Here is a 24,672-nt window from a genome sequence, read left to right on the forward strand (position 1 = left end):
TAGTTTAATAGAAAAACTATCTTAGAACTAGCATCTACCCAACTAACTGACTTAGAAGGAGAGTTAATTATGTATATGAAGGTTAAGAGAGTAATGGATATTGTACTTTCTTCACTAGGAATTGTAATATTGTCACCGGTTTTTATCGTTTTAATTATTGCAATTAAGGCAGAATCAAAAGGTCCAGTTCTGTTTAAACAAAAACGCGTAGGTATTCATAAAAAGCATTTCGATATATTGAAGTTTCGTACGATGAGAATTGATACACCCAAGGACACACCTACTCACTTATTAGAAAATCCGGAACAGTACATTACTAAAGTTGGGAAATTTATGAGAAAGACAAGCTTGGATGAACTTCCGCAGATCTTTAATATATTTGCTGGTCAAATGGCAGTAATTGGACCTCGTCCAGCGCTTTGGAATCAGTATGATCTAATTGAAGAACGTGATAAGTATGGCGTTAATGATGTTCCCCCTGGGTTGACTGGATGGGCGCAAATTAATGGGAGAGATGAGCTTCCTATTGAGGTGAAGTCAAGACTGGATGGGGAGTATGTTAAGAAGCTTAGTTTTGGTATGGATGTTAAGTGTTTCTTTGGGACTATTGTAAGTGTTGTAAAGAGTGATGGAGTTATTGAGGGTGGTACGGGGACAGGTGTAAATAAAGAACTAGCTAGTACGAAGGAGAATTCTTCAAAATGAAGACGATACTAATTACTGGAGTTAACAGTTATATAGGAACAAGTTTAGAAAGTTGGCTAGAAAACTATCCTGATCAATATTCAGTGGATTGTATTAGTCTCAGAACGGATGATTGGAAAAAAAGTGATTTTTCAAAGTACGATGTTATATTCCATGTTGCGGGGATAGCACATGTGTCTTCGGACCCTAAAATGGAAGAACTTTACTATAAGGTGAATCGGGATTTAACTATTGCAGTGGCTGAGAAGTCAAAAGCTGAAGGCGTTAAGCAATTTATTTTTATGAGTAGTATTATTGTATATGGTGATGGCAGTATCTCAAAAAAAGTTATTGATAAAAACACCAAACCAATTCCTAGTAATTTTTACGGGAATAGTAAGTTGTTGGCAGAAGAAGGAATAAAAAAATTAGATAACTATGGATTTAAAGTCGTTATTTTGAGACCCCCGATGATATTTGGAAAGGGAGCTAAAGGAAATTATTTAAAACTAGCTAAAGTTGCTAAGATATTTCCTGTATTTCCAGATATTAATAATCAGAGAAGTATGATCCATGTAGATAATCTTTGTGAGTTTGTAAGATTAATGATTGATAATGGGGAAAGTGGTCTCTTTTTTCCTCAGAATAAAGAGTATGTTAAGACTAGTGAAATGGTAAGGTTAATTGCAAAATCACATAATAGAAACATAGTATTAACTAAGTTTTTCAACCCAGTAGTAAAAATAGGCTTAAGAAAGTCAAGTGTAATTAACAAAGTTTTCGGAAACTTGATCTATGATAACAAACTAAGCTTGTATAAAGAGAATTATATAATAAGAGATTTGGAAGATTCAATAAATGTTACGGAAAAATGAAGTGAGAGGGTATGAAAAATGAAAAAAAAATTTAATAAAGTATGTTTAATTTCATCTTCAGGTGGACACTATGAGCAATTAAAAATGTTATCTCCATTAGCAGAGAATAATGATGTATTTTGGATTACAGAGGGCGCAAAATATACTTCTGATGCAGATTATTACTTGTTTCAAACCGGCATGCGAGATAAATTATTCCCATTAAAAATGCTATTAAATATCTTTAAGTCTATAAAAATTTGGTACAAGGAAAGACCAGATTATGTTATTACTACAGGGACTATGATAGTATTGCCAATGGCATTTTTGGCAAAGTTATTTGGAAAAAAACTAATTTATATTGAAACATTTGCGAGAGTAAATGATGGTACTAGAGCAGGAAGGTTAATGTATAAGCACGCAGATTTGTTCATCATTCAGTGGGAACCATTGAAAAAAGTTTATCCTAAAGCGATATATGGAGGCGGGATATATTGATTTTTGTGTGTGTTGGATCAAGGGAATACCAATTTAATCGGCTACTAAAAAAGTTAGATGAGTTAATTGAACAAGGAGAAATAAAAGAGGAAGTTTTTGCGCAAATTGGAAAGTCAACATATATTCCAAAGAACTATAAGTTTGAGCGGTTTATGTCAGTTGTTGAATTTAAAGAATGTCAACGGAAAGCACATCTAGTAATATCTCATGGTGGAACGGGTGCACTCATTGGAGCTTTAAAATTAGAAAAGCAATTGTTAGCCGTTCCGCGTTTGGCAAGATATGGTGAGCATATTGATGACCATCAAACCCAAGTCGCCGAAGTATTAGCAGAAGAAGGTTATCTGTATTGTGTATTAAATATGGATGAATTGCTTAATGGCATTAATAAATTTGAAAGAAATCCAATAAAAAAAAGATACAATAAACCTTCTAAAGTCCTAAGTATAATTCAAGATTTTATGCGATAGGTCATGCAGGATGGAAAGGATAGAATTGATGAATAATATCGTGAAAAATATCATTTTAACCCCAATGAATATACTTTATAAAATGTCACCTGAATTATGTCTGAAAATACTTTTTAAAGCAAAGTTAGGTTATAAATTGAATTTAGAAAATCCTACTACATACAATGAAAAATTACAGTGGATAAAACTATATGATAAAAATGAATTGATGATTAAGTGCTCTGATAAATATACAGTTAGAGAATACGTGAAGTCTCTCGGACATGGAGAAATATTAAATGATTTAATATGGAGTGGTTTTAATCCTGAAAAAATCCCTTTTGAAAGTTTACCGAATCAATTTGTAATCAAAGTAACTCATGGCTCAACCTTTAATATAGTTTGTGAAGATAAGGGAGAAATAAATATAGAGAAAACAATTAACCTATTAAAGAAATGGTTGAAAGCTGACTTTTTACCTTGTTATGGTGAATGGTTTTATGGAGTTGAAAAACCTAGAATAATAATTGAGAAGTATTTGAAGGATACACAAAGTCAAGCGTTATATGATTACAAGTTCTTTTGTTTTAATGGAGAACCCAAATTAGTTTATATAGATACATGGAAAGACAATAAGCATACCATTAACGCATACGATATGAAGTTCAACCTATTGCCCGAAGTTAAATTAGGTTATGAGAATGATTTGACAACTAAAGTTCCCAAACCAAATAATTTTGATGAAATGGTTTATTATGCGAAAGAACTATCAAAAGATTTTTTGCACGTCCGTGTAGATTTTTATAATGTTGATGGTAAGATCATTTTTGGAGAGCTGACCTTCACTAAAAGTGCTGGATTCGGGAAAATTTCGCCTCATTCTTTTGATGTAAAAATGGGTGATTGGATAAAACTACCAAGTTGAAACTGATGTTGAGTAAATATTTTTTGTTTATAAGGAGATATCATTTTGAAAAATTTATGTATTATAACAAATAAATATCCGAACCCAGTAGAACCAAACGTTTTAGTTTTTGTGCAACAACTTGTTTGGTCAATGGCAGATAAAGGAATTAATTGTTCAGTAATTTGTCCAATGCCAGTAAATTTGAATACAAAATATTTAAAATTCCCCTATAAGACTAGCGAAACTACAGAAAATGGAACTACTGTAGATGTATATTTCCCCAAGTATATAGGATATGGTCAAAGTGAAATATTAGGGTTTAATCCAGCTAGAATTACAACTAATAATTTCACAAATGCTGTTAAAAAAGTAATTACCAAAATGATTGATAAACCTGATGCGGTTTACGGACATTTTGTGACACCAGCTGGAATAGCGGCTGCTAGAATTGGTCGATTGTTTAATTTGCCTTCATTTATGGCTCACGGAGAAGCAACTTTTATGACCATTGATCACTTTGGCGCATCTAAAGTTGCTAATGAATTAAAAACTTTAGATGGTGTAGTAGCTGTTTCTACACAAAACAAAGAAATGCTTCTATCTGTAAATGCTGTGAAAGAGAATGTAATTGATGTTTTTCCAAATGGGTATCGTAAAGAGCGATTTTATCCTAGAGAAAAAATTGAAAGCAGAGCAAAGTTCGGGCTTCCAAATGATAAGTTCTTAGTATGTTTCGTCGGTAGTTTTGATTACCGAAAAGGTATTGATAGGCTTATGCAAGCAATTAACAAGATAGATGGTGTTTATGCCATCTGTGCCGGAAAAGGTGAACTAACACCAAGTGGAGAGAGTTGTCTTTATAATCAAGCTGTTGATAATAAAGATTTACCCTACTTTTATAGTGCGGCGGATGTCTTTGTACTCCCAACACTAAATGAGGGCTGCTGTAATGCAATTATTGAAGCGATGGCTTGTGGTTTACCAATAATATCATCTAATTTGTCATTTAACGATGATATATTAGATGATTCATGTTCGATTAGAGTAAATCCTTCCAGCGTTGAAGAAATAAAATTTGCAATTAATCATCTTTACAATAATAAAGAAAAGTTAAAAGACCTAGGTAAAGGTAGTCTTCAAAAGTCACAATCTCTAACGTTAGAAAAGAGAGCAGAGAAAATATTATCTTTTATTGCAACTAACGCTAAATAGTTGGTGATTAATTAATAGTAAATTTTCCGCATAAAGTTAAGTGATAAATTAACATCTTATTTATTACCCAAAGTAGAATAGAGATTGGGAAAAAATCGATGTGAATTTAAGTAGTCAGAAGCTATGGCATGTGGGTGCCTATTATTGCTTCAAATAAAGATATCAATGGGTATAAATTATGAACAAAGAGCTTGGATTATCGTTGAGGGGATTAGAAAGTTGACATGGTACTTTGTCTATTGTTAATAGTCTATATCACAATCACTCACCGATATTTTCATATATGGATAAATATATTAAGTAAAATATCACTAGCACTTAACCTCATTAATAACTAATTTCTAATTTAAAAAATCCTACTCTCAATTACATTTAATAAAAAGGGGGAGGGCATGTTCTCTCATAGCAATTTTGTTATTGGTAAACAATCTAATGTCAACTATTTGCTCCTTATTTCAATAGTTATAGTTTATGCATTTTCTAATATTAAAGGTCTTTCGATAGCTGCTCAGCTTTTAATGGTTTTAATTATGTTATTAAATTTAGTTAAATTCGGTCGAATAAAAGTTACAGTCCATTTATTATGGATGACTGTTTTTATAACTTGGGGTTATTTTGTGTCTTTATTTGCATATGATAGTATAGCCTCAACTTCAGAGGCAATAAATTTAACATTAAAGTTATTTTTTTATACAGCACTAATTTCTTTGATAGATTCCGACTCGAAATTTAATTGGATTTTAAGAGCAATAGTTATAGCAGGATTAATTTTAATTGTTAGAGTAATAATCATGACACCTTTTGATGTCTGGGGGACTGATAGACTGGGTGCTAATCTTGGGTTAAATCCGAATACTATTGGGATTGCATTAACATATTCTAGTATAGCCTCCGTTTATATTGCTAAGAAAAGCAACAAAACTATTTATTATCTTTTTTTAATTCCGTTTATCGTGATTTCACTAATGACCGGATCTAGAAAAGCATTTTTAGCATTGTTAGGAGGAGTTTCATTATTCCTATTTATTTCAATTAGAAGAGTTAAGAATAAATCTCTTGTTAGCATTATTATTGTTTTTTTCATCGTGTTATTATATGAACTCTCTATGAATACATCTTTTTTACATGAAGTATTAGGCCAAAGGTTAGCCGGTGCTAACATATTCTCTAATAGTCAAGTTGATTCATCAACTAGGGACCGTTTAAGGTTATATAATGAGGGATGGTTACTCTTTCAGTCAAATCCAGTATTAGGTTACGGATTAGATAACTTTAGAAGAGTGAGTTTTTTTGGAGGCTACTCCCATAATAATTTCATAGAAGTTCTTACCTCCACTGGAATTATTGGTTTTTTTGTTTATTACAGCCTTCCAATAATAATGTTAATTAATTCTATCAAAAATAGGAAAAAAAATATTGGATATGCTTTGATAGCAACTTTTTTAACAATTATCATATTATTAGATTTGGCCAATGTTTCCTACAGACAAATAATTACACAAGTAGTTATTGCTATATTAGTGGCTAAGTTCGTATTATTGAAACTTGAATATCGGAAAAATGTAATAAAAGAAGAAATGAGATACAGATTTTTTTAAATTGAATTAAAAATAACATTCAACAAATAAAAAAATTGAGAGCACAACTATTTTATTAGCTAATTTAAAGATTAAGAAACTGGTGAACAGATTGAAGAAAACATTTTTATTTATGGCATGTATAACATTATTAATTAAGATTATAGCTTTGTTTAGAGAGGTTGCATTATCATACTTTTTTGGCCTTTCGAATGTTACAGATGCTTATTTTATTTCATTAGTTATCCCAACCATTATTTTTTCTTTTATAGGGGTAGGCATAAAAACGGCGTTTTTGCCAATTTATTCGAGAATATCAAAATATGAAAATAAGAAAGCAGGATTAGTCTATACAAATACGTTAATAAACATATTTGTAATAATAACTTTTTTAATTAATATAATCATATGGTTAAATATCGAAGCTATTGTTAAGGTATTTGCAGTTGGATTTGAAGGTGAAACTTTGAATCTAGCAGTGAAATTAACAAGGATTACCGTAGTAACAATGCTGTTTCTACCAATAATTTATGTTCTTGAAGGTTTTTTGAATAGTAAAAAGTCCTTTTTATTACCGATAATATCAACACTGCCATTGAATATTTGGATGATATTTTCATATTACTTTGCATATAATTACGGATTAACTTATTTAGGATTTGGACAAGTACTTGGAGTTTTCACGCAACTTATTTTGATTATATTTTTGTCGTATAAGTATGGTTACAGGTATAATTTCGATTTGGATTATAAGTCAGAAAATCTTAATAGATCAATGAAATTAATTATACCAGTAATGTTTAGTTCAGCTGTTAATCAAATAAATAAGTTAATAGACAAAACAATCGCTTCTACAATGTCGGATGGTGGGATATCAGCTCTTAATTATGCTAGTAGGATTAATAAATTAGTGGATGATTTATTTATAGTATCATTGGCGACTATTTTTTTTGCTAATATCTCAAAGCTTGCGGCTGCTAATAATATAGCTAAATTAAAAACGAATTTAAATGAAGCGATTAAATTAACTCTATTATTATTGATACCAGCAAGTGTAGGTATGATGTTGTTTTCTAAAGAAATAGTACAACTAATTTATGGTAGAGGAGCCTTTGACAGTAGTGCTGTTGCTATAACAGGGTCTGCATTGTTTTTTTATACAATAGGATTAGCCTTTTTAGGCTTGCGACATATAATAATTAAAGTGTTTTACGCTTTGGAGGATTCAAAAACTCCGGTAATTAATACAATAATAGCTTTGTTGATTAATATTATTTTAAATTTAATACTATCAAAATATATGGGAGTAGCTGGGCTAGCGTTGGCTACGAGTATAGTTGATGGAATTATTGTATTTTCCTTAATTACTGCTCTTCAGAAAAAGATAGGCTCTATTGGGGTTTTAAATATTTTAAAAGGAACTACAAAAATAATTCTTGCCTCTATTATCATGGGAGGATCATCACTGTTACTATTTTATTCAATAGTGAACTTAGTAGACCAGAACCTTGCATTAATTCTATCAATTTTGTGTGGTGCCTTGGTATATTATTCTACATCAATACTAATTAAGATTCCTGAAGCAATACAGTTGAATAATATGATAATAGAACGTTTCAAAAAATGATATTAAAGGTCAAGTTGTCATTATAGTTTCTATGAATTATTAAATAACAGATAACAAACTAAATATTTTACAAGATAATACTAATTAAAAGAATAATTTCAGGAGTAGGGTGTTTTTATGATTGATTTTTTATTTGTATATGAATTGAAGCAACGGGAATTAGAAAGCATAGTATTGGTAGGTAATGAACTTAAAAAAAGAGGCTATTCTGTTGAATATTGTCATTTTCCGTATGAAAATTTAAATAAATTGCGAAAAAAGTATTATGGAAAAGTAAGAACAATCTTAACTCATTCTATGTACGATGAAAAAGTACTTTATAATTTAGTTTATAGGTTAGCAGGACCTGTAAAAAAAATAGTCAATTTACAGTGGGAACAAATAGGGACTTTAAAAACGGAAGGAGACATTAATAGTTATAGGTATCCAAAAGGAATCGCTAAAAAAATATTGCACATTTGCTGGGGAGAGAAACCCAAAGAAAATTTGATTAGAGTAGGTATGCAAGAAGACAAAATCGCTGTCACCGGGCCATTACAAATTGATTTTTTATTGCCTTTTTTCAAAGGGTATTATAAAGACCGTAACGATTTACTAACATCATATGATTTAAATCCAAATTTAAAAACAATATTTTTTATTTCCTCTTTTAGTTATGCAAGTCTTTCAGATAAGGAAATTTTGAAATTAAAGAAAAAAGTAGGCGAAGTTATTGTTGAAGAACGGTACAATTTATCAGTTAAATCGCAAGATGATTTTTTGAGATGGGTCAATATTTTACTAGAAAAGAATTCAGATCTAAACTTTATATATAGACCACACCCAGCAGAATACAATAGTATGAAATTGAAAAATCTTATAGACAAGCATGCTAACTTTAAGGTAATAAGAGACTTTTCTGTAAAACAATGGATTGGAATAAGTGATAAAGTATACACTTGGAAAAGTACGTCAATTGTAGAGTCCTATTTTGCAAAAGTTCCATGTGCAATAGTAAGACCCACTCCAATATTAAGAGAAGACGATGTTTCAATTATGGTAGATGCTGAAAACCTAGATAACTATGAAGATTTTGCTAAGAGTATTAATGAAAATTTTGATCTCCCTATTAAAGGAGAGGATATTAAGCACTATTATGATGTTAATGAAACTAGGCCATCATATCTTCGTTTAGCTAAATTACTTGAGACGGTTTATCAAACTAGTAGTTATGATATTGAATGGGACCCAAAATTAATTAAAAAATTTCAAAAGAAATTCAATAAAGAAATGTGGGTTGCATATGCACGAAATATATACCGTGGTATTCTTTCAATTCTTTCAGCAATAAATTATAAAACCGGAATTAGTTTTGGTGAGAATATTAATAAACATATTAAACGATATCGTAAAATTAGAGCTCAAATACAATTACACACATTGGATAAGGAAGAATTAACTGAAGTTGAAAATGAGATTAAGAAATACATGATTTAACTGTTAAGAAATTAACTGATAGGATTTTTTTGGATAGAAATTAAATGTCTATAAACATATAAAAGCAAAGACTTTAATTGTGCGAAAGATAGGTATATGTGAAAAATTTATTCCTAATAACACTTTAATTAAAATATAAATTATGAGAGGAAATGATCAGATGAATAAGGGCAGTATTAAAATTGGAGAGAGAATGATTGGAGAAAATTATCCACCTTTAGTTATTGCTGAAATGGGAATTAATCATGAAGGTGATCTAAAAGTTGCTTTTGAAATGGTAGATGCAGCGTATAAGGCTGGCGCAGAAGTTATTAAGCATCAAACTCATGTCATCAAAGATGAAATGAGTAAAGAAGCAAAAAATGTAATCCCAGGAAATGTAGATATTTCAATTTATGAGGTTATGGAAAGATGTGCTCTTTCTGAAGTAGAGGAAATCAAACTTAAAGACTATGTTGAATCTAAAGGAATGATTTTCTTAAGTACTCCCTTTTCAAGGGCTGCGGCTGAAAGACTGGAAAGAATGAATGTGAAAGCTTATAAAATTGGCTCTGGTGAGATGAACAACCATCCGTTACTTGATCATATTGCTTCTTTTGGTAAACCAATGATCGTTTCGACAGGAATGAATGATATTGAGAGTGTAAAAAAGGCTGTTGAAATTCTAGAATACAGGAAAGTTCCATATGCACTACTTCATACTACTAATTTATACCCTACTCCCCCTGAACTAGTTAGGTTAGGAGCAATGCAAGAGCTACAAAAGGAATTTCCGAATGTTGTTGTGGGATTATCAGATCACACACTTAATAATAATGCCTGTGTAGCCGCAGTTGCTTTAGGAGCTTCAATATTAGAAAGGCATTTTACTGATCGTAGAGATCGAAAAGGTCCAGATATTATTAATTCTATGACACCATCTGAGCTAACAGAACTTATTATCAGTTCATCTGAAGTTGCAAAAATGCGTGGCGGAAAAAAGGAAGCAACTAAAGAAGAACAAGTTACTATTGACTTTGCTTTTGCTACTGTTGTGACTATAAAGCCTATAAGTAAAGGTGAAATCTTCTCGCATGATAATGTTTGGGTGAAACGACCAGGCACTGGTGAAATTAAAGCTGAAAACTATAATGAAGTTTTAGGAAGAAAATCTATAAGGGATATTTCTAGTGATGAACATATAAATTGGGCAGATGTTTATTAAAGGGTGGTTTGTATGAAGAAAAAAATTGTCTTTCTAACTGGAACTAGAGCAGATTATGGAAAAATAAAATCCTTAATGAAAAAAGTAGATGAACATAAAATGTTTGAACTAAACGTTTTTGTAACAGGAATGCATTTGTTATCTAAATATGGTTCAACATATAGTGAAATTGAAAAAGATGGATTTAATAATATTTATAAATATATTAATCAATCAACTAATTCTAATATGGATATTGCATTAAGTAATACAATTCTTGGACTGAGCAATTTCGTTGCTGAGATACAGCCTGATTTAATTGTAATACATGGTGATAGGTTAGAAGCACTTGCTGGGGCGATAGTTGGAGCATTTAATAACATAAAGGTTGCTCATATTGAAGGTGGCGAGGTATCTGGAACTATTGATGAATCTATAAGGCATGCAATTACTAAGTTTTCACATATTCACTTAGTAGCGAATTCAGAAGCGAAAAACAGGGTTATTCAATTAGGAGAAAAAGAGAATTCTATATATATAATAGGTTCACCGGATATAGATATAATGCACTCTAATAAATTACCAACCATTGAAAAAGCAAGACAAAGATACAATTTATTTTGTGAGGAATATTCTATAGTAATGTACCATCCTGTTACAACTGAAGTTAGTAAATTACGCAGAAATGTAAAAGAACTAGTCGATGCTCTAATAAAATCCGAAAAAAACTTTGTAGTTATCTATCCAAATAATGATGAAGGAACAGATATTATTTTAGATGAGTATAAAAGATTTGAGGATTTTACAAACTTCAAGTTATTTCCTTCGATTAGGTTTGAATATTTTCTAACAATACTAAAACATAGTCAGTCTATTATAGGTAACTCAAGTGCAGGGATAAGAGAAGCAGGAGTGTATGGTATTCCTGCAATAGATATAGGGAATAGACAAGAAGGAAGATATAGTATCACTGATAATCAAAATATTATCCATGTAAATGAAGATATTAATGATATAGAATCCGCAATATATAGAGCGAGTATTATGAATATACCTACGAATTCAATTTATGGGAATGGTAATAGTGACGAAAAATTCATTAAAATACTAGAAAATAATAACTGGGAGAACTCTTTCCAAAAAAAGTTTGTGGATTTAAATACAGTTTTAGGAGTCTAAACTAAAATTTTAAAGGATGAGTATAATATGTATAATAAAAAAACATTCCTGGCTATTATACCTGCACGTGGGGGAAGTAAAGGAATCCCTCATAAAAATATAATTAATATCAACGGAAGGCCTTTAATTGACTATACAATTAGTGCAGCGTCTAAATCCAAATACCTTGATAGGATCGTTGTAAGCACTGATTGTGAAAAAATTTCAGCTATCGCTAAAGAGTGTGGTGCAGACGTTCCTTTTTTGAGATCTAAAGAACTTGCTAAAGATGACAGTAGAACTATAGATTGTGTAATTAATTTAATAGAAAATATAGATCAAAAATATGATTACATAGTTTTATTGCAACCTACTCAACCATTAAGAAAATCTATACATATTGATGAAGCAATTGAGTTAGTAATGAACGAAGAATATGACGAATCATTGGTAAGTGTGAGTAAAGTAGCGGAAAACCCTGTATTGTTACGAACAATAAACGAATTTAACCAAATAAAAAAAATGTTAAATATCAACAGCACAATAAGAAGACAGGACTTCCCGGAATTTTATAAAGTGAATGGATCTATTTATATTAATAGGATTGATGAAAAATTAAATTCGGAGACAAGTTTTAACGATAATACAATACCTTATATTATGGATGAGCAATTCGATCTAGATATTGATGAACCTTTCGATTTAGAAATACTAAAATTAAAACTCAAGTTACTCAGATTAGGTAACTAATATATAGGAGGATTCTATGAAAACTATAAGAGCTTTACATATAGCAAGTTTTAATGGAAATATTGGAGATAATGCGAACCATAATGGCTTTAGAACAAGGTTAAAAGAAACATTGGGATGCCATGTCGAATACGAAGAAATTGAAATGAGAGAGTTTTATAAGTCTTGGGCCATTAGAGATTTTAATAGTGAGGACTTCGTTGATGCATGTAATAGTGTTGATCTGGTGATAATTGGAGGTGGTAACTTTTTTGAACTGAAATGGGACTATTCTTTCACGGGAACTACCATTAATATTAGTGAAGAATCTTTAGATAAAATTAAGACTCCAATTTTGTTCCATGGCGTCGGATGCGATATCGCTAAAGGAGCAAGTGAAAGTACTGTTATAAAGTTTGAATCTTTTCTAAAAAAGATATTAAACAATAAAAAGAATTTAATAAGTGTAAGAAACGATGGCTCATATGAGACCATTAATAAATTATATGATGGGAAATATATTGAGCAAATTTACAAAGTGCCTGATGGGGCTTTTTTCTTTGAATCTAAACAATTTGATTTCCCTGAATTGAATAGTAATTATAGATCAATAGGTATTAATGTTGTTTCTGATATGAAAGACATAAGATTTAATGGAAAATCAGAAAATGGAATAGAATATGAAGAGTTTATAGAAAAATTTGCAGAAGAAATTAATGTCTTCTTATACAATAATATTGAATATCAGATAATATTATTCCCTCATATCTATAGTGATTTACAGGCTATTAATGATTTACTGGAAAAAATAGATGATAGACTTAGAAGAACTAAAATTGTGATAGCTTCGTGTCTAACTGGTTCAGGTTCAGAAGAGTACATTTTTGGTTTGTATAAACAATGTGAATTTATTTTAGGTATGAGATTTCATAGTAATGTTTGTTCTATAGCTCAAGAAATACCGACAATAGGTATGAGTAGTTATAAAAAAATAGTTGATTTATACGATGAAATAAATTTATCTGATAGAGTTGTTGAAGTTAATAAAAGAGGGTTTCAAAATGAACTTAGAGAACAAATTCATTATACAATTAACAATATTGATGAGATAAAACTACGTTACAAAAAAGCTAATCAAAAAATATATATAGAAAGCAAGTATTTTTATGAAGGTGTTAAGGATTGGTACACAAATCTTGATTTAGTTTAATGACATTTGAATGATTTAATGAATCCACTAAATAGTTACGTTATTTTCCAAGTGCTCTGATTGTCGCAATGTTCAAATTTGCTAGGTTTGCAAGAAAAATTTTAAGAGAAGTGTAACTTAAGAAATACAGGAAGGCGGCGTATCTATGTATAAGATAGCAGTAGCAGGAACAGGATATGTAGGGTTAGTAGCAGGTGTATCTTTTGCGGAAATAGGTCATCAAGTAACTTGTGTTGATATTGATGATAAAAAAGTAAAAGTAATGAAATCTGGTGTATCTCCCATTTTTGAAACAGGTTTAGAAGAGTTAATGCAGAAAAATTATGCAGCTGGAAGAATTGATTATACATCAGATTACAAATCAGCATACAAGGATGCAGATGCAATATTTATAGGTGTAGGGACACCAGAACAGCCAGATGGATCAGCTAATCTATCATATATTGCTACTGTTGCTAGACAAATTGCTGAAACAATAGAAAAAGATTGCTTAGTTGTGGTGAAATCTACAGTTCCGGTTGGAACAAATGATAAAGTTGAACAATTCATCCATGATTTTTTAGTTAATGATGTGAAAGTAGAAGTCGCATCAAATCCAGAATTCTTGGCACAGGGGTCTGCAGTTCACGATACACTCTATGCAGAGAGAATCATCATTGGGACAGAGAGCAAATGGGCTGAAGACTTATTAACTAACATTTATCAACCGTTTAACTTACCTATTGTTTCTGTTAATAGAAGATCTGCCGAGATGGTGAAGTATGCTTCTAATGATTTTTTGGCTCTAAAAATCTCATATATGAACGATATTGCAAACCTTTGTGAATTAGTAGGTGCAGATGTTCAAGATGTTGCTAAAGGAATGAGCTATGACGAGCGTATCGGTAGCAAGTTCCTAAATGCTGGGATAGGATTTGGTGGCTCATGTTTCCCTAAAGATACAAAAGCCCTTGAATATCTAGCTAGGCAAAATGGTTACGAGTTAAGAACTGTGAAGTCTGCGATCGATGTGAATACTGATCAAAAGACATTGTTATACAAAAAAGCTAGTAATCGATTAATTACATTTAATGGTCTTAAGGTGGCAGTACTAGGACTAACCTTTAAACCAGGAACAGATGACTTAAGAGAGGCGGCATCGCTTGAAAATGTACCTTTGCTACTTGATCAAGGTGCAGATATCTATGCATTTGATCCTGTTGGTGCAACTAACTTTGCTAATTTGTATCCTGAAGGGTCTAACAGAAAAGGTAGCATTACCTATGTTGATAGCATTGAGGTTGCATTAGAAGGTGCAAATGTTTGCTTTGTCTTTACTGAATGGGGAGAAATTAGAGCAATGACTCCTGAATCATATAAGAGTTTAATGAGAACTCCTCTTGTATATGATGGTAGAAATCTCTATAAAGTTGACGAGATGCAAGAAGCTGGCGTTGAATATCATTCCATCGGAAGAATGCCAGTATACAGAGAAAGTTCAAAGGAGTCTAGTAACAATGAGTTACAAGCTTCTAGATACTAATAAAACATATTTTATTACTGGGGTAGCTGGTTTTATTGGATTCTATCTATCTAAGAAATTATTAGAACAAGGGTGTAAAGTTATTGGTATCGATAACATCAATGACTACTATGATTTGAATTTAAAGTATACACGTCTAGAGGAACTGAAACCTTTTGACCGTTTCTCCTTTGTTCAAGGAGATATTTCTGACAAGAATGTGATAATAAATATCTTTGAGGAGTACAAACCGAATATCGTTGTGAATCTTGCTGCTCAAGCTGGAGTGCGTTATTCAATTGAGAATCCAGATGTCTATATCCAAAGCAACGTAATCGGTTTCTATAATATTCTTGAAGCATGTAGACATCATCCTGTAGATCATCTTGTCTATGCGTCTTCTAGTTCCGTTTATGGCGCAAATAAAAAAGTGCCATTTGAAGAAACTGATTTTGTAGATAATCCAGTTTCGCTATATGCTTCTACGAAGAAGTCCAATGAGTTAATGGCTCACACATATAGCCACCTATACAACGTTCCTGCTACTGGGCTTCGTTTCTTTACTGTCTATGGCCCTATGGGACGACCGGATATGGCTTACTTTGGATTTGCGAATAAGTACTTTGCTGGTGAACCGATTAAAGTCTTTAATAATGGTGATTTTGAGAATGATCTGTATCGTGATTTTACGTTTATCGACGATATTGTTATCGGTATTGAGAGACTACTTAGCAATTCTCCAACTGAAGATGTGCCACATAAGGTTTATAACATTGGTAATAATAGCCCAGAGAAGTTGATGGTATTTATTGAAACGTTGGAGAAGTGTTTGAGTAAGGCAACTGGTAAAAAAGTTGAGTTTAAAAAAGAATTTGAGCCTATCAAACCTGGAGATGTTCCGGCAACATATGCTTCTACGGATGAACTGCAGAAAGCTGTAGGGTTTAAGCCTGAAACTTCTATTGAAAAAGGGCTGCAGAAGTTTGCTGATTGGTATACTGATTATTATAACGTTCAATAATTAATTATTAGGTAGCTAATTAGTAGATAGTTGCATTTATTTTCTAACATTTTAAGTTTGCTCTTTAAAAAACCTATGAGCCCACTCTGTAGACAGTTTATATTGATAGTGATAACTGCTACAAGAGGCGGGTTTTCTTTTGATTTGTTGTGATAATTTTCAGAATAATATTATTAAGTTTGTAAACTACAAATTACATATAATTTATTCTTTAAAAGAAAACAAGGTGATTTACTTATAAAGAATAAAAAAGTAATTATACCTGCTGGGGGACTATATACCAGGTTTTACAAACCACAAAAGCATAACCAAAAGAAATGCTTCCTATCGATGATAAGCCAAAAATTCTGTATATTGTTGAAGAAGCTATAGCTACAGGAATCAATCATATCATCATTGTTAGTGGTTACCCATTAGTTGAACAGTATCCTCCTAATTCAAATGATTTTTTTCTACCGATTCTTTATAGGTTAAAATAATACAATGTTAACTAATTTTTGATTGGAGCTAAAAAATTGATAAATCCTAGTAGTCAACTAAAAGTCAACGAATACCAAAGTTTTGAAGGTATTCGTGGAGTTGCAGCACTAATGGTTTTTTTCTCGCATGCAGTAAGCATGTTTTACACAGGGGAATTGAAGTTTATATTTTGGGATGGAGCCACAGCAGTAAACATATTCTTTATATTAAGTGGATTTTTTCTTTCTCTTAACTACGTCAATGAATCTAACCGTCCAGTAAGATTTAGTTCATACATAATTAAAAGGTTCTTCCGACTTTATCCTGTTTATTTAGCAGGAATGTTTTTTGCAATTATGGTCCAGTACACTGTATTTCAACCTGGGACGATGACTGGATTGAGTGAATGGATAAATTCAAAATGGACCACTTCTCCAACTTCCAGTGATATCTTAGGATATATATTGGTATTTGGAGCATCGACTGATTCCATAAATTCTACAATGTGGGCTATGAGAGTATTCATATATGTTTCATTATTATTCCCTCTAGTTATTGTCCCGTTAAAAAAAATGGATTCTTATTTTGGCTTGTTTGCGCTCTTCATACTGAGTTGTGTTGCCCATATTGCAATACCTTTTCTTAAGTTCCTTCCTATATTTGTTATCGGTGGCATATTAGCTAAATATCATAAGAAGCTTTTTAGTTTAATGGAGATTAAATTGAAAAACAAGTTTTTTTCTGTATCGCTATTTTTGTTCGCTTTGTTTTTAATTAACATAAGATTCTATATGCCACTTTTTTTTAATAAATCTATGCCTGAACATGGTCTGAGTGTTGATCCGATAATGGCGGTGGGATGGGTCATTATCCTCTACTTTTCATATAAAAAAATTAACTCTTTCCAATTTTTAAAAAACAAATATGTTTGTTTTTTAGGGAAAATTTCTTACTCTTTTTACATCGTTCATTTCCCAATATTATTGGGGATAACTTCTGTAATGTATCCTTTGACTAATAATATTTATCTTTGTATATCAATAAGTTTAATAATCGTTTTACTGGTAGCTATTTTATTTTACAAATTTGTTGAGCAACCATCCCACAATTTAGGACGATTATTATCAAAAAAAATTAAAAGCTTTCCGTTAAGAGCCATGGGGACAGGTTCCTCGTCCCACTAAAGAAGAATATGGATCAGACTCACCTCTGTCATCTTTTTGATCTATGTAGGACAAGAAAATGATCTACTCGTGCCATAAGTGAGCCACTATCAAAAAATGATAGTGGCTTTAATCTTCATTTAAGAGCCATGGGGACAGGTTCCTCGTCCCAGCATACAAAAGCGATGGCGGTCTTCTTACTCGATTATAACTTTCGAAATGAACCACCTCTGCCATCTATTTGGAATCACGGGGACGGTTCTCGTGATTCATTTCAACGTATAAAAAATTTAAAGAAGAACCAGGATGCTATCCTAACAAGTGATTAGCTTTCCTGGTTTTTTATGTATACAAGTGAATCAGTAGAACCCGTCCAGTTGATGCTGGTGATAAGTAATTTCCTTTTTAATAAAATCTAAATTATTCTGTGATTATTGTTATTAGTTATGTTAGTATATTATTTGTTGTAAATAAGGAGGTGATAATATGAATAAGAAGTATAGTACAAAAGAAATCGCGAGCATACTACATCAGTCATCAACATCTAACATTCGTCATATTGCGAGACATATGGAAAAGCTAGGTTATGTGATTGAAAGAGATGAATATGATAGAAGGGAGTATAATGAAACCGACAAGAATCTTTTCTCACAAATACAAGAATTAAAAGATAGTGGGGTTAAGCTCAGAGAAGCTATCGATAGTGTATTAAGTAACCAGGAAATTAATGATGAAAAGAGGGCTGTTAAAGAAATAGGTATTTCGGACAACGGATTGAAAACTTTTGCCTTAGTTAATTTCGAAGGTGAAAACACATTAGGAGAAGTTATACATAAGTATTCTGAGTCGGAATGTGAATATTTAGGTATTGAACCCGAATTGAGTGTTGCTTCAGCGATTATTGAAGGAAAAGCAGAGCTAGTTACAGTTAAACACGAGTTTTCGGAAGAAGAAATAAAAAAATTGAGACTTTAATTCTTACACCCTAACCACTTCAGGAGATCGCCCTCTCTTAAAGTGGTTTTATTACTGTAACTAACTCCTGATTTTTATTATCACTAATTTTTCAGTAATTGAGAACAGTCTATGGCGGTTAAGTTAGTAGTTTAGGCGGTTAAATAATGTAGATATGTAGATATGTATTCAAAGTATTACTTTTCGCATAGCGTTATTTATTTACGTGTACCGTTATTTGTGTGGAATGTAAATTTGAGGAATCAGGGGGACAGTTCTCATGATTCACTCTGGAATGGATATCCCACAAATAGTATTCAAAGAAAACCAGTGAACTTAACCCTTATATGATTAGTCCAGCTGGTTTTCTTTTTTAAAAAGTAAGTGTAATAAATAGAACCAGCCACAATGATTTAAATCTATGAAGAGGAAAAAAACGGAAGAATGAAGAATAATATATAAATGAAAATATTAGCGGCAAAACAAGAGATCTTTTTTATTTCAATTGTCGTTCATTAAAAAGAACAAAGGGGGTCTTTTTTGAGAAAATGGGTTGGGTTGTTTGTTACGGGCTGTAGTAGTGGTGCATCAACAACAGAACCAGTTGATAATTTAGTTAAGAAAAAAGAAGTGGAAAATGTCTCAGCTGATGAATTGCTAAATAAAACAGAAATCGCGGTAGAATACAATCAGTTGTTAATAGGAGATAAGCCAGACACCTGGAAAATTCTTGTGAGGGATGACAAAACTATCGCTATTATGAATTTTATTAAAACTCTACCTGGAGGAGATTCTGCCTATAAAGCTTGGATGGGAGAAAGAGCTATGGGGACAGGTTCTTTGTCCCACTATAAAGAAGGACATGGGTTAAGAGGCGTTCTTCTTACTCAATTATAGTCTTCGAAATAAACCACCTCTGCCATCTATTTGAGCCACTTAGGACAAGGAAATGATCCTCTCGTGCCTAAAGTGAGCCATCGCAAATGATATTGGCTATAATACTAATTCTGCAGATAGTGACGTTGGAGAGTTAGATTCTATATCCCAACGATAAACGCTAGAAGAAGGTTTCGAATATCCATCATCTTTCTCCTTTCCACTTTTAACGTAATTTAATTGTGATATTGTAGAAGGATTTTTTTGTATTGTTGTCAAATAAATAAAAGTGCTTCCGTTTCGTTATGATAATGCACATTCCCCTTCCCCTATTTTAGAAATGCCCTCCTTTATGCAACCCCATATTTGCTTTACTCTTATTTTCATTTTCAAAACTCGCATCCAATTCTGTTCTTAATAACAGACGAAAAGAGGTGAGGTTAAACTGCCTAGAAAAGCTAGAAAGAAAAGCAGCACGGGGGTGTACCATGTTGTTCTCAGAGGGATCAACCGTCAGACGATTTTTGAAGATGAGGAAGATAAGAGAAAGTTTTTAGAAGTCCTTGCCCGATACAAAACAAAGAGTGGCATTGAACTATACGCCTATTGCTTAATGGATAACCATGTCCATCTGTTGGTAAAGGAGACAGAGGAGAGTCTTTCAATGTTTATGAAGAGGCTAAGCTCAAGTTATGTGTACTGGTACAATTTGAAATACGGAAGATGTGGTCATCTATTTCAAGAGAGATTTAATAGTGAAAACGTAGAGAGTGATGCCTACTTTGTGACTGTGTTGAGGTATATTCATCAAAATCCCCTTAAGGCAAAGTTGGTCAGAAGTGTATGGGACAGTAAGTGGACAAGTATCCATGAGTATGTACGTATCGTAAAACTTGCTGATATTGACAGGGGGTTACGTTTATTCTCTGAAGATCGAACAGTAGCTCGTCAACGTTTTATCCTTTTTATGCAAGAGACAAATGAAGATCAATGCCTGGATATAAAAGAGATAACAAAGGTTACAGATGACCAGGTCAGGGACTATCTTCGTACAATGGGCATCATTAGCAACAGTATGCTCCAGCAAATGGATCGGGAAGAGCGAAATGTTGTATTGGCAAAGATGAAAAGAATCAAAGGGGTATCCATCCGTCAAATTTCCAGGGTAACTGGAATATCAAAAAGTGTGATTGATCGAATGAAATGAAGGTTGGATATGTGCTTCAAGAGTATTCTTTCATTTTCCAAAATGATAGATCTTCTTTGGTATTCCTATTGATATTCTCATTCAGAGCAATTTTTAAAAATTCATTCTCTATGATATGCATAAGGAGGAATTGGTTTGTCTTCGAACGTTACCAGTATTGGATTAAGAGGATTGGAAGGGTATCGAGTGAGAGTGGAGGGTTCAGGCAGTGGATGGGATGGAAACCATCGTTATTGTGGGGTTGCCCGATGCTTCTGTGAAAGAATCGAAGGAGAGAGTAGCTGCAGCTCTTCACTCTATGAATCACTCACTTACCGACCAAAAAATTATTATTAATCTGTCTCCCGCTGAGCAGAAGAAAAATGGGCCATTGTTTGATCTGCCTATGGCATTAGGTGTACTCCTCAGCATGAAGGAAATACAAGTTAAGCTCTCAGAAGACTTTGCGTTTATTGGCGCCCTTTCGCTAGATGGTGGCATTCGGTCGGTAGAGGGAATGTTGCCTGCCATATTGGCGGCGAAGAAGCTTGGTCTTAAGAGGTTATATCTTCCTTTTGATGAGTCGTTACCCCTACTGGATTTTAAGGGCTTGGATATTATCTATGTTTCTTCAGTAAGTGAAGTAATTCAGCACTTGTCTGGACAAACAATTCTTTCATTTACTCCAACAAAAATTCAGGAAGAATCTATTGTCGCGAGCAGGGTTCATTCTTCTGAAATTGTCGGCCACTCGTACGCGAAGCGAGCACTAGAAATTGCGGCTGCGGGAGAGCATCATGTATTCATGTCAGGTCCACCGGGGTGTGGGAAAAGCATGCTTGCCGAAGCCTTTCCATCGATCCTTCCCCCTTTGACAGAAGAAGCTCGACTTGGAGTCATGAGCTTGTATCAGCTGAATACCTGCAGTCCCACATCATCCAGCGAACCACCCTTCCGAAATCCGCATCATTCTGCATCCGGCGTATCCATTATTGGAGGAGGACAAAATCCAAAGCCAGGTGAAGTTTCACTTGCCCATAAAGGCGTCCTATTTTTAGATGAAATTGCCGAATTCACTAAAAAGACCCTCGACATGTTAAGGCAACCTCTTGAAAGTGGAAAGATCACGATCAGCCGCGCACATTCAACCGTCAGTTACCCCGCTCAATTTATTATGATAGGTGCAATGAATCCGTGTCCCTGCGGCTTCCATCATTCCCTCACCCATTACTGCACCTGTACCCCAAAGCAAATAACAGCCTATCAAAATCGCCTCTCAGGTCCGATCCGTGACCGGTTTGATATTCACCTATCTCTAAAACCAGTAGATTTGCAAGCAGAGCAGGAAAACGAAAAGGAAAGTTCAGATTTCATCCGAAAACGAGTAACAGAAGCAAGACAAAGGCAGTACGATCGCTATGGAGAAGAGATCTGCAATGGCAGAGTCTCATACGACCAATTAACGAAAAGCAATTTACTATCAAACAGCCAGCACCAAATGATTCGCCAGCTGTCCTTAAAGAACCACTTAAGCAACCGAGCACAGATTAAAATTATAAGGCTTGCCCGTACCATTGCAGATCTCCAACAGGTTAAGGCGATTTCTGATGGGCATATTTGGGAGGCGGTGAAGTTACAGAAGAGAGGGGATGAGAATGTACATAGATTAAGAGTAAGGAAAGGGTTGAAATGAAAGAGGGGAGAGAAGAATTGTGCTGTCTCTCCTGAATATACGAAGTTAGGTGATTTGCGGAGATAATATAGGAAAGGTACAGAAATGCTTTAGTAATTGTGGGGAATTTTTGATTATGGATAAAGTGTTGTTTTATTCGATGTTGGCTGGGACAGGGACCTGTCCCTCTGGTCTTTTTGCTGTCTACTTAAGAGGGGGGAAGTACCATAATAAATTATTATTGGGACGAGGTACCTGTCCCTGCGTCCTCCTCTATCATATGCATAAGGAGGAATTGGTTTGTCTTCGAACGTTACTAGTATCGGATTAAGAGGTTTGGAAGGGTATCGAGTGAGAGTGGAGGTTCAGGCAGTGGATGGGATGGAAACCATCGTTATTGTGGGGTTGCCCGATGCTTCTGTGAAAGAATCGAAGGAGAGAGTAGCTGCAGCTCTTCACTCTATGAATCACTCACTTACCGACCAAAAAATTATTATTAATCTGTCTCCCGCTGAGCAGAAGAAAAATGGGCCATTGTTTGATCTGCCTATGGCATTAGGTGTACTCCTCAACATGAAGAAAATACAAGTTAAGCTCTCAGAAGACTTTGCGTTTATTGGTGCCCTTTCGCTAGATGGTGGCATTCACCCGGTAGAGGGAATGTTGCCTGCCATTTTGGCGGCGAAGAAGCTTGGTCTTAAAAGGTTATATCTTCCTTTTGATGAGGCGTTACCCCAACTGGAATTTAAGGACTTGGATATTATCTATGTTTCTTCAGTAAGTGAAGTAATTCAGCACCTGTCCGGCCAAACGATTCTTTCATTTATTCCACCAAAAATTCAGGAAGAATCTATTGTCGCGAGCAGGGTTCATTTTTCTGAAATTGTCGGCCACTCGTACGCGAAGCGAGCACTAGAAATTGCGGCTGCGGGAGAGCATCATGTATTCATGTCAGGTCCACCGGGGTGTGGGAAAAGCATGCTTGCCGAAGCCTTTCCATCGATCCTTCCCCCTTTGACAGAAGAAGCTCGACTTGAAGTAATGAGCTTGTATCAGCTGAATACCAGCAGTTCCACATCATCCCGCGAACCACCCTTCCGAAATCCGCATCATTCTGCATCCGGCGTATCCATTATCGAATCACGGGGACGGTTCTCATGATTCATTTCCGAGTATAAACAAGGTGCCAACAAATAAGGTTCAAAGAAAAACAAGGGTGATTAATCGTTTTATCGATTAGTCCCCTTGTTTTTCTTTGTTGTATTAGTAGGTAAATCAGCATAACCGTCCCCGGGTGATTCTTTTACACTATTATTTAGGTTCGTAGCCAGCAAAATTAACCCCCTGGCTGGTTAGAGAATGCTTTATACTGGATAGTGCATTCTTAATATCACTAAAATGTGATATGCAAAATGGTTCTGATGAAGTTATTTTATTTAAAGAAATCACTCCTTTTACCAAAAAAAAGTTATCGCCTTCAACGTTAATCATTTCATATTGACCTTCAACCTCATCTTTTTTAAAAGATAGAATAATTATCTTCTCAGATTCCATATTGATAGTCATTAATGGGCGGTCTATATAATTATTAATTTGAAATTCATATGAACAGGGTGTACCTTTTTTCCCGTCTATCTCAAATTCTGCAGAGTAGCTATTTTGTGTGTTGTTCCACTCCCTAATAGTGGTTATGTGATAGAGATATTCATAAAGCTTATCTTGATAAATTTCATTTGTTATCCAATGGTGGGCAGATTGTATTGCTTGTTGTAATTTTATATCCAATGTAATCTTGCTATTCTTATAAATAGTATCTTCAATTAAATTACTCCAGTTACTAAAATTTTCTCTATAACAATTTATTTTGTTTATTTTTATATCTTTTATGGATTGTGATTTAATTTTCTTATTGAGATATTCTTCCCAATTAGTATCACTTTTCTCTCTATTACATAATGAACATGCTGGGACAACATTCCCTTTTACATCCAATCCTCCCATCCTTATACTGTCTAAATGCTCTTTTTGTAAAATAATTCTCATATTTTTTTTAGATATTGGATGAGTATACTGATAGCCTTCTTGTACTCCACAATAAAAACATTCGTTATTGAAGTGTCTTTTTTTAACCTCATTCCATCCGGATTTACTTCTCCAACTATTATCAACTATGTATTTATCTTCAAGATATTTTCCTAATACCACTGCAAAATATCTTCTGTTTGCGTCCACTAATTTACCAACAGTTTCTTCAGGATTCATCATAGTTCCCCCTT

Annotated in this window: 22 protein-coding genes and 1 pseudogene; 22 read left to right on the forward strand and 1 reads right to left on the reverse strand. The window is 33.4% G+C overall.

All coding sequences use genetic code 11. The features are described from left to right. The first annotated feature begins 69 nt into the window (after window positions 1-69). The 22 genes and pseudogenes from FBF83_RS08905 to FBF83_RS09010 all read left to right on the forward strand — a co-directional run bounded on the left by FBF83_RS08905 (window position 70) and on the right by FBF83_RS09010 (window position 23,557). A complete protein-coding gene (locus FBF83_RS08905) occupies window positions 70-705 on the forward strand; it encodes a sugar transferase (protein ID WP_136946803.1) in 636 nt (211 codons plus the stop codon). After that, window positions 702-1,559: an NAD-dependent epimerase/dehydratase family protein gene (locus FBF83_RS08910; protein ID WP_136946804.1), complete on the forward strand. Its 858-nt coding sequence runs from the start codon at window positions 702-704 to the stop codon at window positions 1,557-1,559. Before FBF83_RS08905 ends, FBF83_RS08910 begins: the two co-directional genes overlap by 4 nt. An 18-nt stretch (window positions 1,560-1,577) precedes the next feature. After that, the gene (gene pssD, locus FBF83_RS08915) at window positions 1,578-2,036 is read left to right on the forward strand and encodes a PssD/Cps14F family polysaccharide biosynthesis glycosyltransferase (protein ID WP_136946805.1); all 459 of its coding nucleotides are present in this window, start codon (window positions 1,578-1,580) and stop codon (window positions 2,034-2,036) included. A gap of 5 nt (window positions 2,037-2,041) precedes the next feature. Further along, window positions 2,042-2,506: a PssE/Cps14G family polysaccharide biosynthesis glycosyltransferase gene (pssE, locus tag FBF83_RS08920; protein WP_240688065.1), complete on the forward strand. Its 465-nt coding sequence runs from the start codon at window positions 2,042-2,044 to the stop codon at window positions 2,504-2,506. 28 nt (window positions 2,507-2,534) lie between these two features. Further along, window positions 2,535-3,410: an ATP-grasp fold amidoligase family protein gene (locus tag FBF83_RS08925; protein WP_136946807.1), complete on the forward strand. Its 876-nt coding sequence runs from the start codon at window positions 2,535-2,537 to the stop codon at window positions 3,408-3,410. A 45-nt stretch (window positions 3,411-3,455) separates the two neighbouring features. Then, window positions 3,456-4,604 carry a glycosyltransferase family 4 protein gene (locus FBF83_RS08930; RefSeq protein WP_136946808.1) on the forward strand — a complete coding sequence of 383 codons (1,149 nt, stop codon included), beginning with the start codon at window positions 3,456-3,458 and terminating at the stop codon, window positions 4,602-4,604. 392 nt (window positions 4,605-4,996) lie between these two features. Beyond that, window positions 4,997-6,202: an O-antigen ligase family protein gene (locus FBF83_RS08935; protein WP_136946809.1), complete on the forward strand. Its 1,206-nt coding sequence runs from the start codon at window positions 4,997-4,999 to the stop codon at window positions 6,200-6,202. 91 nt (window positions 6,203-6,293) lie between these two features. Next, complete coding sequence (murJ, locus tag FBF83_RS08940; RefSeq protein WP_136946810.1) at window positions 6,294-7,808, forward strand: murein biosynthesis integral membrane protein MurJ; 1,515 nt, start codon at window positions 6,294-6,296, stop codon at window positions 7,806-7,808. A 117-nt stretch (window positions 7,809-7,925) separates the two neighbouring features. Continuing rightward, complete coding sequence (locus FBF83_RS08945; protein ID WP_136946811.1) at window positions 7,926-9,284, forward strand: surface carbohydrate biosynthesis protein; 1,359 nt, start codon at window positions 7,926-7,928, stop codon at window positions 9,282-9,284. 160 nt (window positions 9,285-9,444) lie between these two features. Beyond that, a complete protein-coding gene (gene neuB / locus FBF83_RS08950; protein ID WP_136946812.1) occupies window positions 9,445-10,488 on the forward strand; it encodes an N-acetylneuraminate synthase in 1,044 nt (347 codons plus the stop codon). 12 nt (window positions 10,489-10,500) lie between these two features. Next, window positions 10,501-11,646 carry a UDP-N-acetylglucosamine 2-epimerase gene (gene neuC / locus FBF83_RS08955; RefSeq protein WP_136946813.1) on the forward strand — a complete coding sequence of 382 codons (1,146 nt, stop codon included), beginning with the start codon at window positions 10,501-10,503 and terminating at the stop codon, window positions 11,644-11,646. A gap of 27 nt (window positions 11,647-11,673) precedes the next feature. Continuing rightward, window positions 11,674-12,375 (forward strand): cytidylyltransferase domain-containing protein, encoded by a 702-nt coding sequence (locus FBF83_RS08960; protein ID WP_136946814.1) that lies wholly within the window; start codon window positions 11,674-11,676, stop codon window positions 12,373-12,375. Window positions 12,376-12,391: 16 nt separating this feature from the next. After that, complete coding sequence (locus FBF83_RS08965; RefSeq protein WP_136946815.1) at window positions 12,392-13,564, forward strand: polysaccharide pyruvyl transferase family protein; 1,173 nt, start codon at window positions 12,392-12,394, stop codon at window positions 13,562-13,564. Between the two features lie 145 nt (window positions 13,565-13,709). Next, window positions 13,710-15,086: a UDP-glucose dehydrogenase family protein gene (locus FBF83_RS08970; protein WP_136946816.1), complete on the forward strand. Its 1,377-nt coding sequence runs from the start codon at window positions 13,710-13,712 to the stop codon at window positions 15,084-15,086. Beyond that, window positions 15,061-16,086 (forward strand): GDP-mannose 4,6-dehydratase, encoded by a 1,026-nt coding sequence (locus tag FBF83_RS08975; RefSeq protein ID WP_136946817.1) that lies wholly within the window; start codon window positions 15,061-15,063, stop codon window positions 16,084-16,086. The genes FBF83_RS08970 and FBF83_RS08975 overlap by 26 nt, the downstream gene beginning before the upstream one ends. 237 nt (window positions 16,087-16,323) lie before the next feature. Beyond that, window positions 16,324-16,493: pseudogene (locus FBF83_RS21155) on the forward strand (UTP--glucose-1-phosphate uridylyltransferase); the annotation flags it as partial. Between the two features lie 108 nt (window positions 16,494-16,601). After that, window positions 16,602-17,729, forward strand: coding sequence for an acyltransferase family protein (locus FBF83_RS08985; RefSeq protein ID WP_136946818.1), 1,128 nt, complete (start codon window positions 16,602-16,604; stop codon window positions 17,727-17,729). A gap of 465 nt (window positions 17,730-18,194) precedes the next feature. Further along, window positions 18,195-18,683, forward strand: coding sequence for a hypothetical protein (locus tag FBF83_RS08990; protein WP_136946819.1), 489 nt, complete (start codon window positions 18,195-18,197; stop codon window positions 18,681-18,683). A 519-nt stretch (window positions 18,684-19,202) separates the two neighbouring features. Beyond that, window positions 19,203-19,559 carry a hypothetical protein gene (locus tag FBF83_RS08995; RefSeq protein ID WP_136946820.1) on the forward strand — a complete coding sequence of 119 codons (357 nt, stop codon included), beginning with the start codon at window positions 19,203-19,205 and terminating at the stop codon, window positions 19,557-19,559. A 460-nt stretch (window positions 19,560-20,019) separates the two neighbouring features. After that, a complete protein-coding gene (locus FBF83_RS09000) occupies window positions 20,020-20,745 on the forward strand; it encodes a transposase (protein ID WP_240688039.1) in 726 nt (241 codons plus the stop codon). A gap of 217 nt (window positions 20,746-20,962) precedes the next feature. Beyond that, window positions 20,963-22,417, forward strand: a complete 1,455-nt coding sequence (locus FBF83_RS09005; RefSeq protein WP_338109125.1) for a YifB family Mg chelatase-like AAA ATPase — start codon at window positions 20,963-20,965, stop codon at window positions 22,415-22,417. Window positions 22,418-22,696: 279 nt separating this feature from the next. After that, window positions 22,697-23,557, forward strand: a complete 861-nt coding sequence (locus FBF83_RS09010; protein ID WP_136946822.1) for a magnesium chelatase domain-containing protein — start codon at window positions 22,697-22,699, stop codon at window positions 23,555-23,557. 150 nt (window positions 23,558-23,707) lie between these two features. Here the strand turns inward: FBF83_RS09010 and FBF83_RS09015 are convergent, their stop codons facing one another. Continuing rightward, a complete protein-coding gene (locus FBF83_RS09015) occupies window positions 23,708-24,658 on the reverse strand; it encodes an HNH endonuclease (RefSeq protein WP_136946823.1) in 951 nt (316 codons plus the stop codon). Window positions 24,659-24,672 lie beyond the last annotated feature (14 nt).

The sequence above is a fragment of the Guptibacillus hwajinpoensis genome (genome assembly GCF_005144865.1).
Classification (GTDB): Bacteria; Bacillota; Bacilli; order Bacillales; family Guptibacillaceae; genus Guptibacillus; species Guptibacillus hwajinpoensis_A.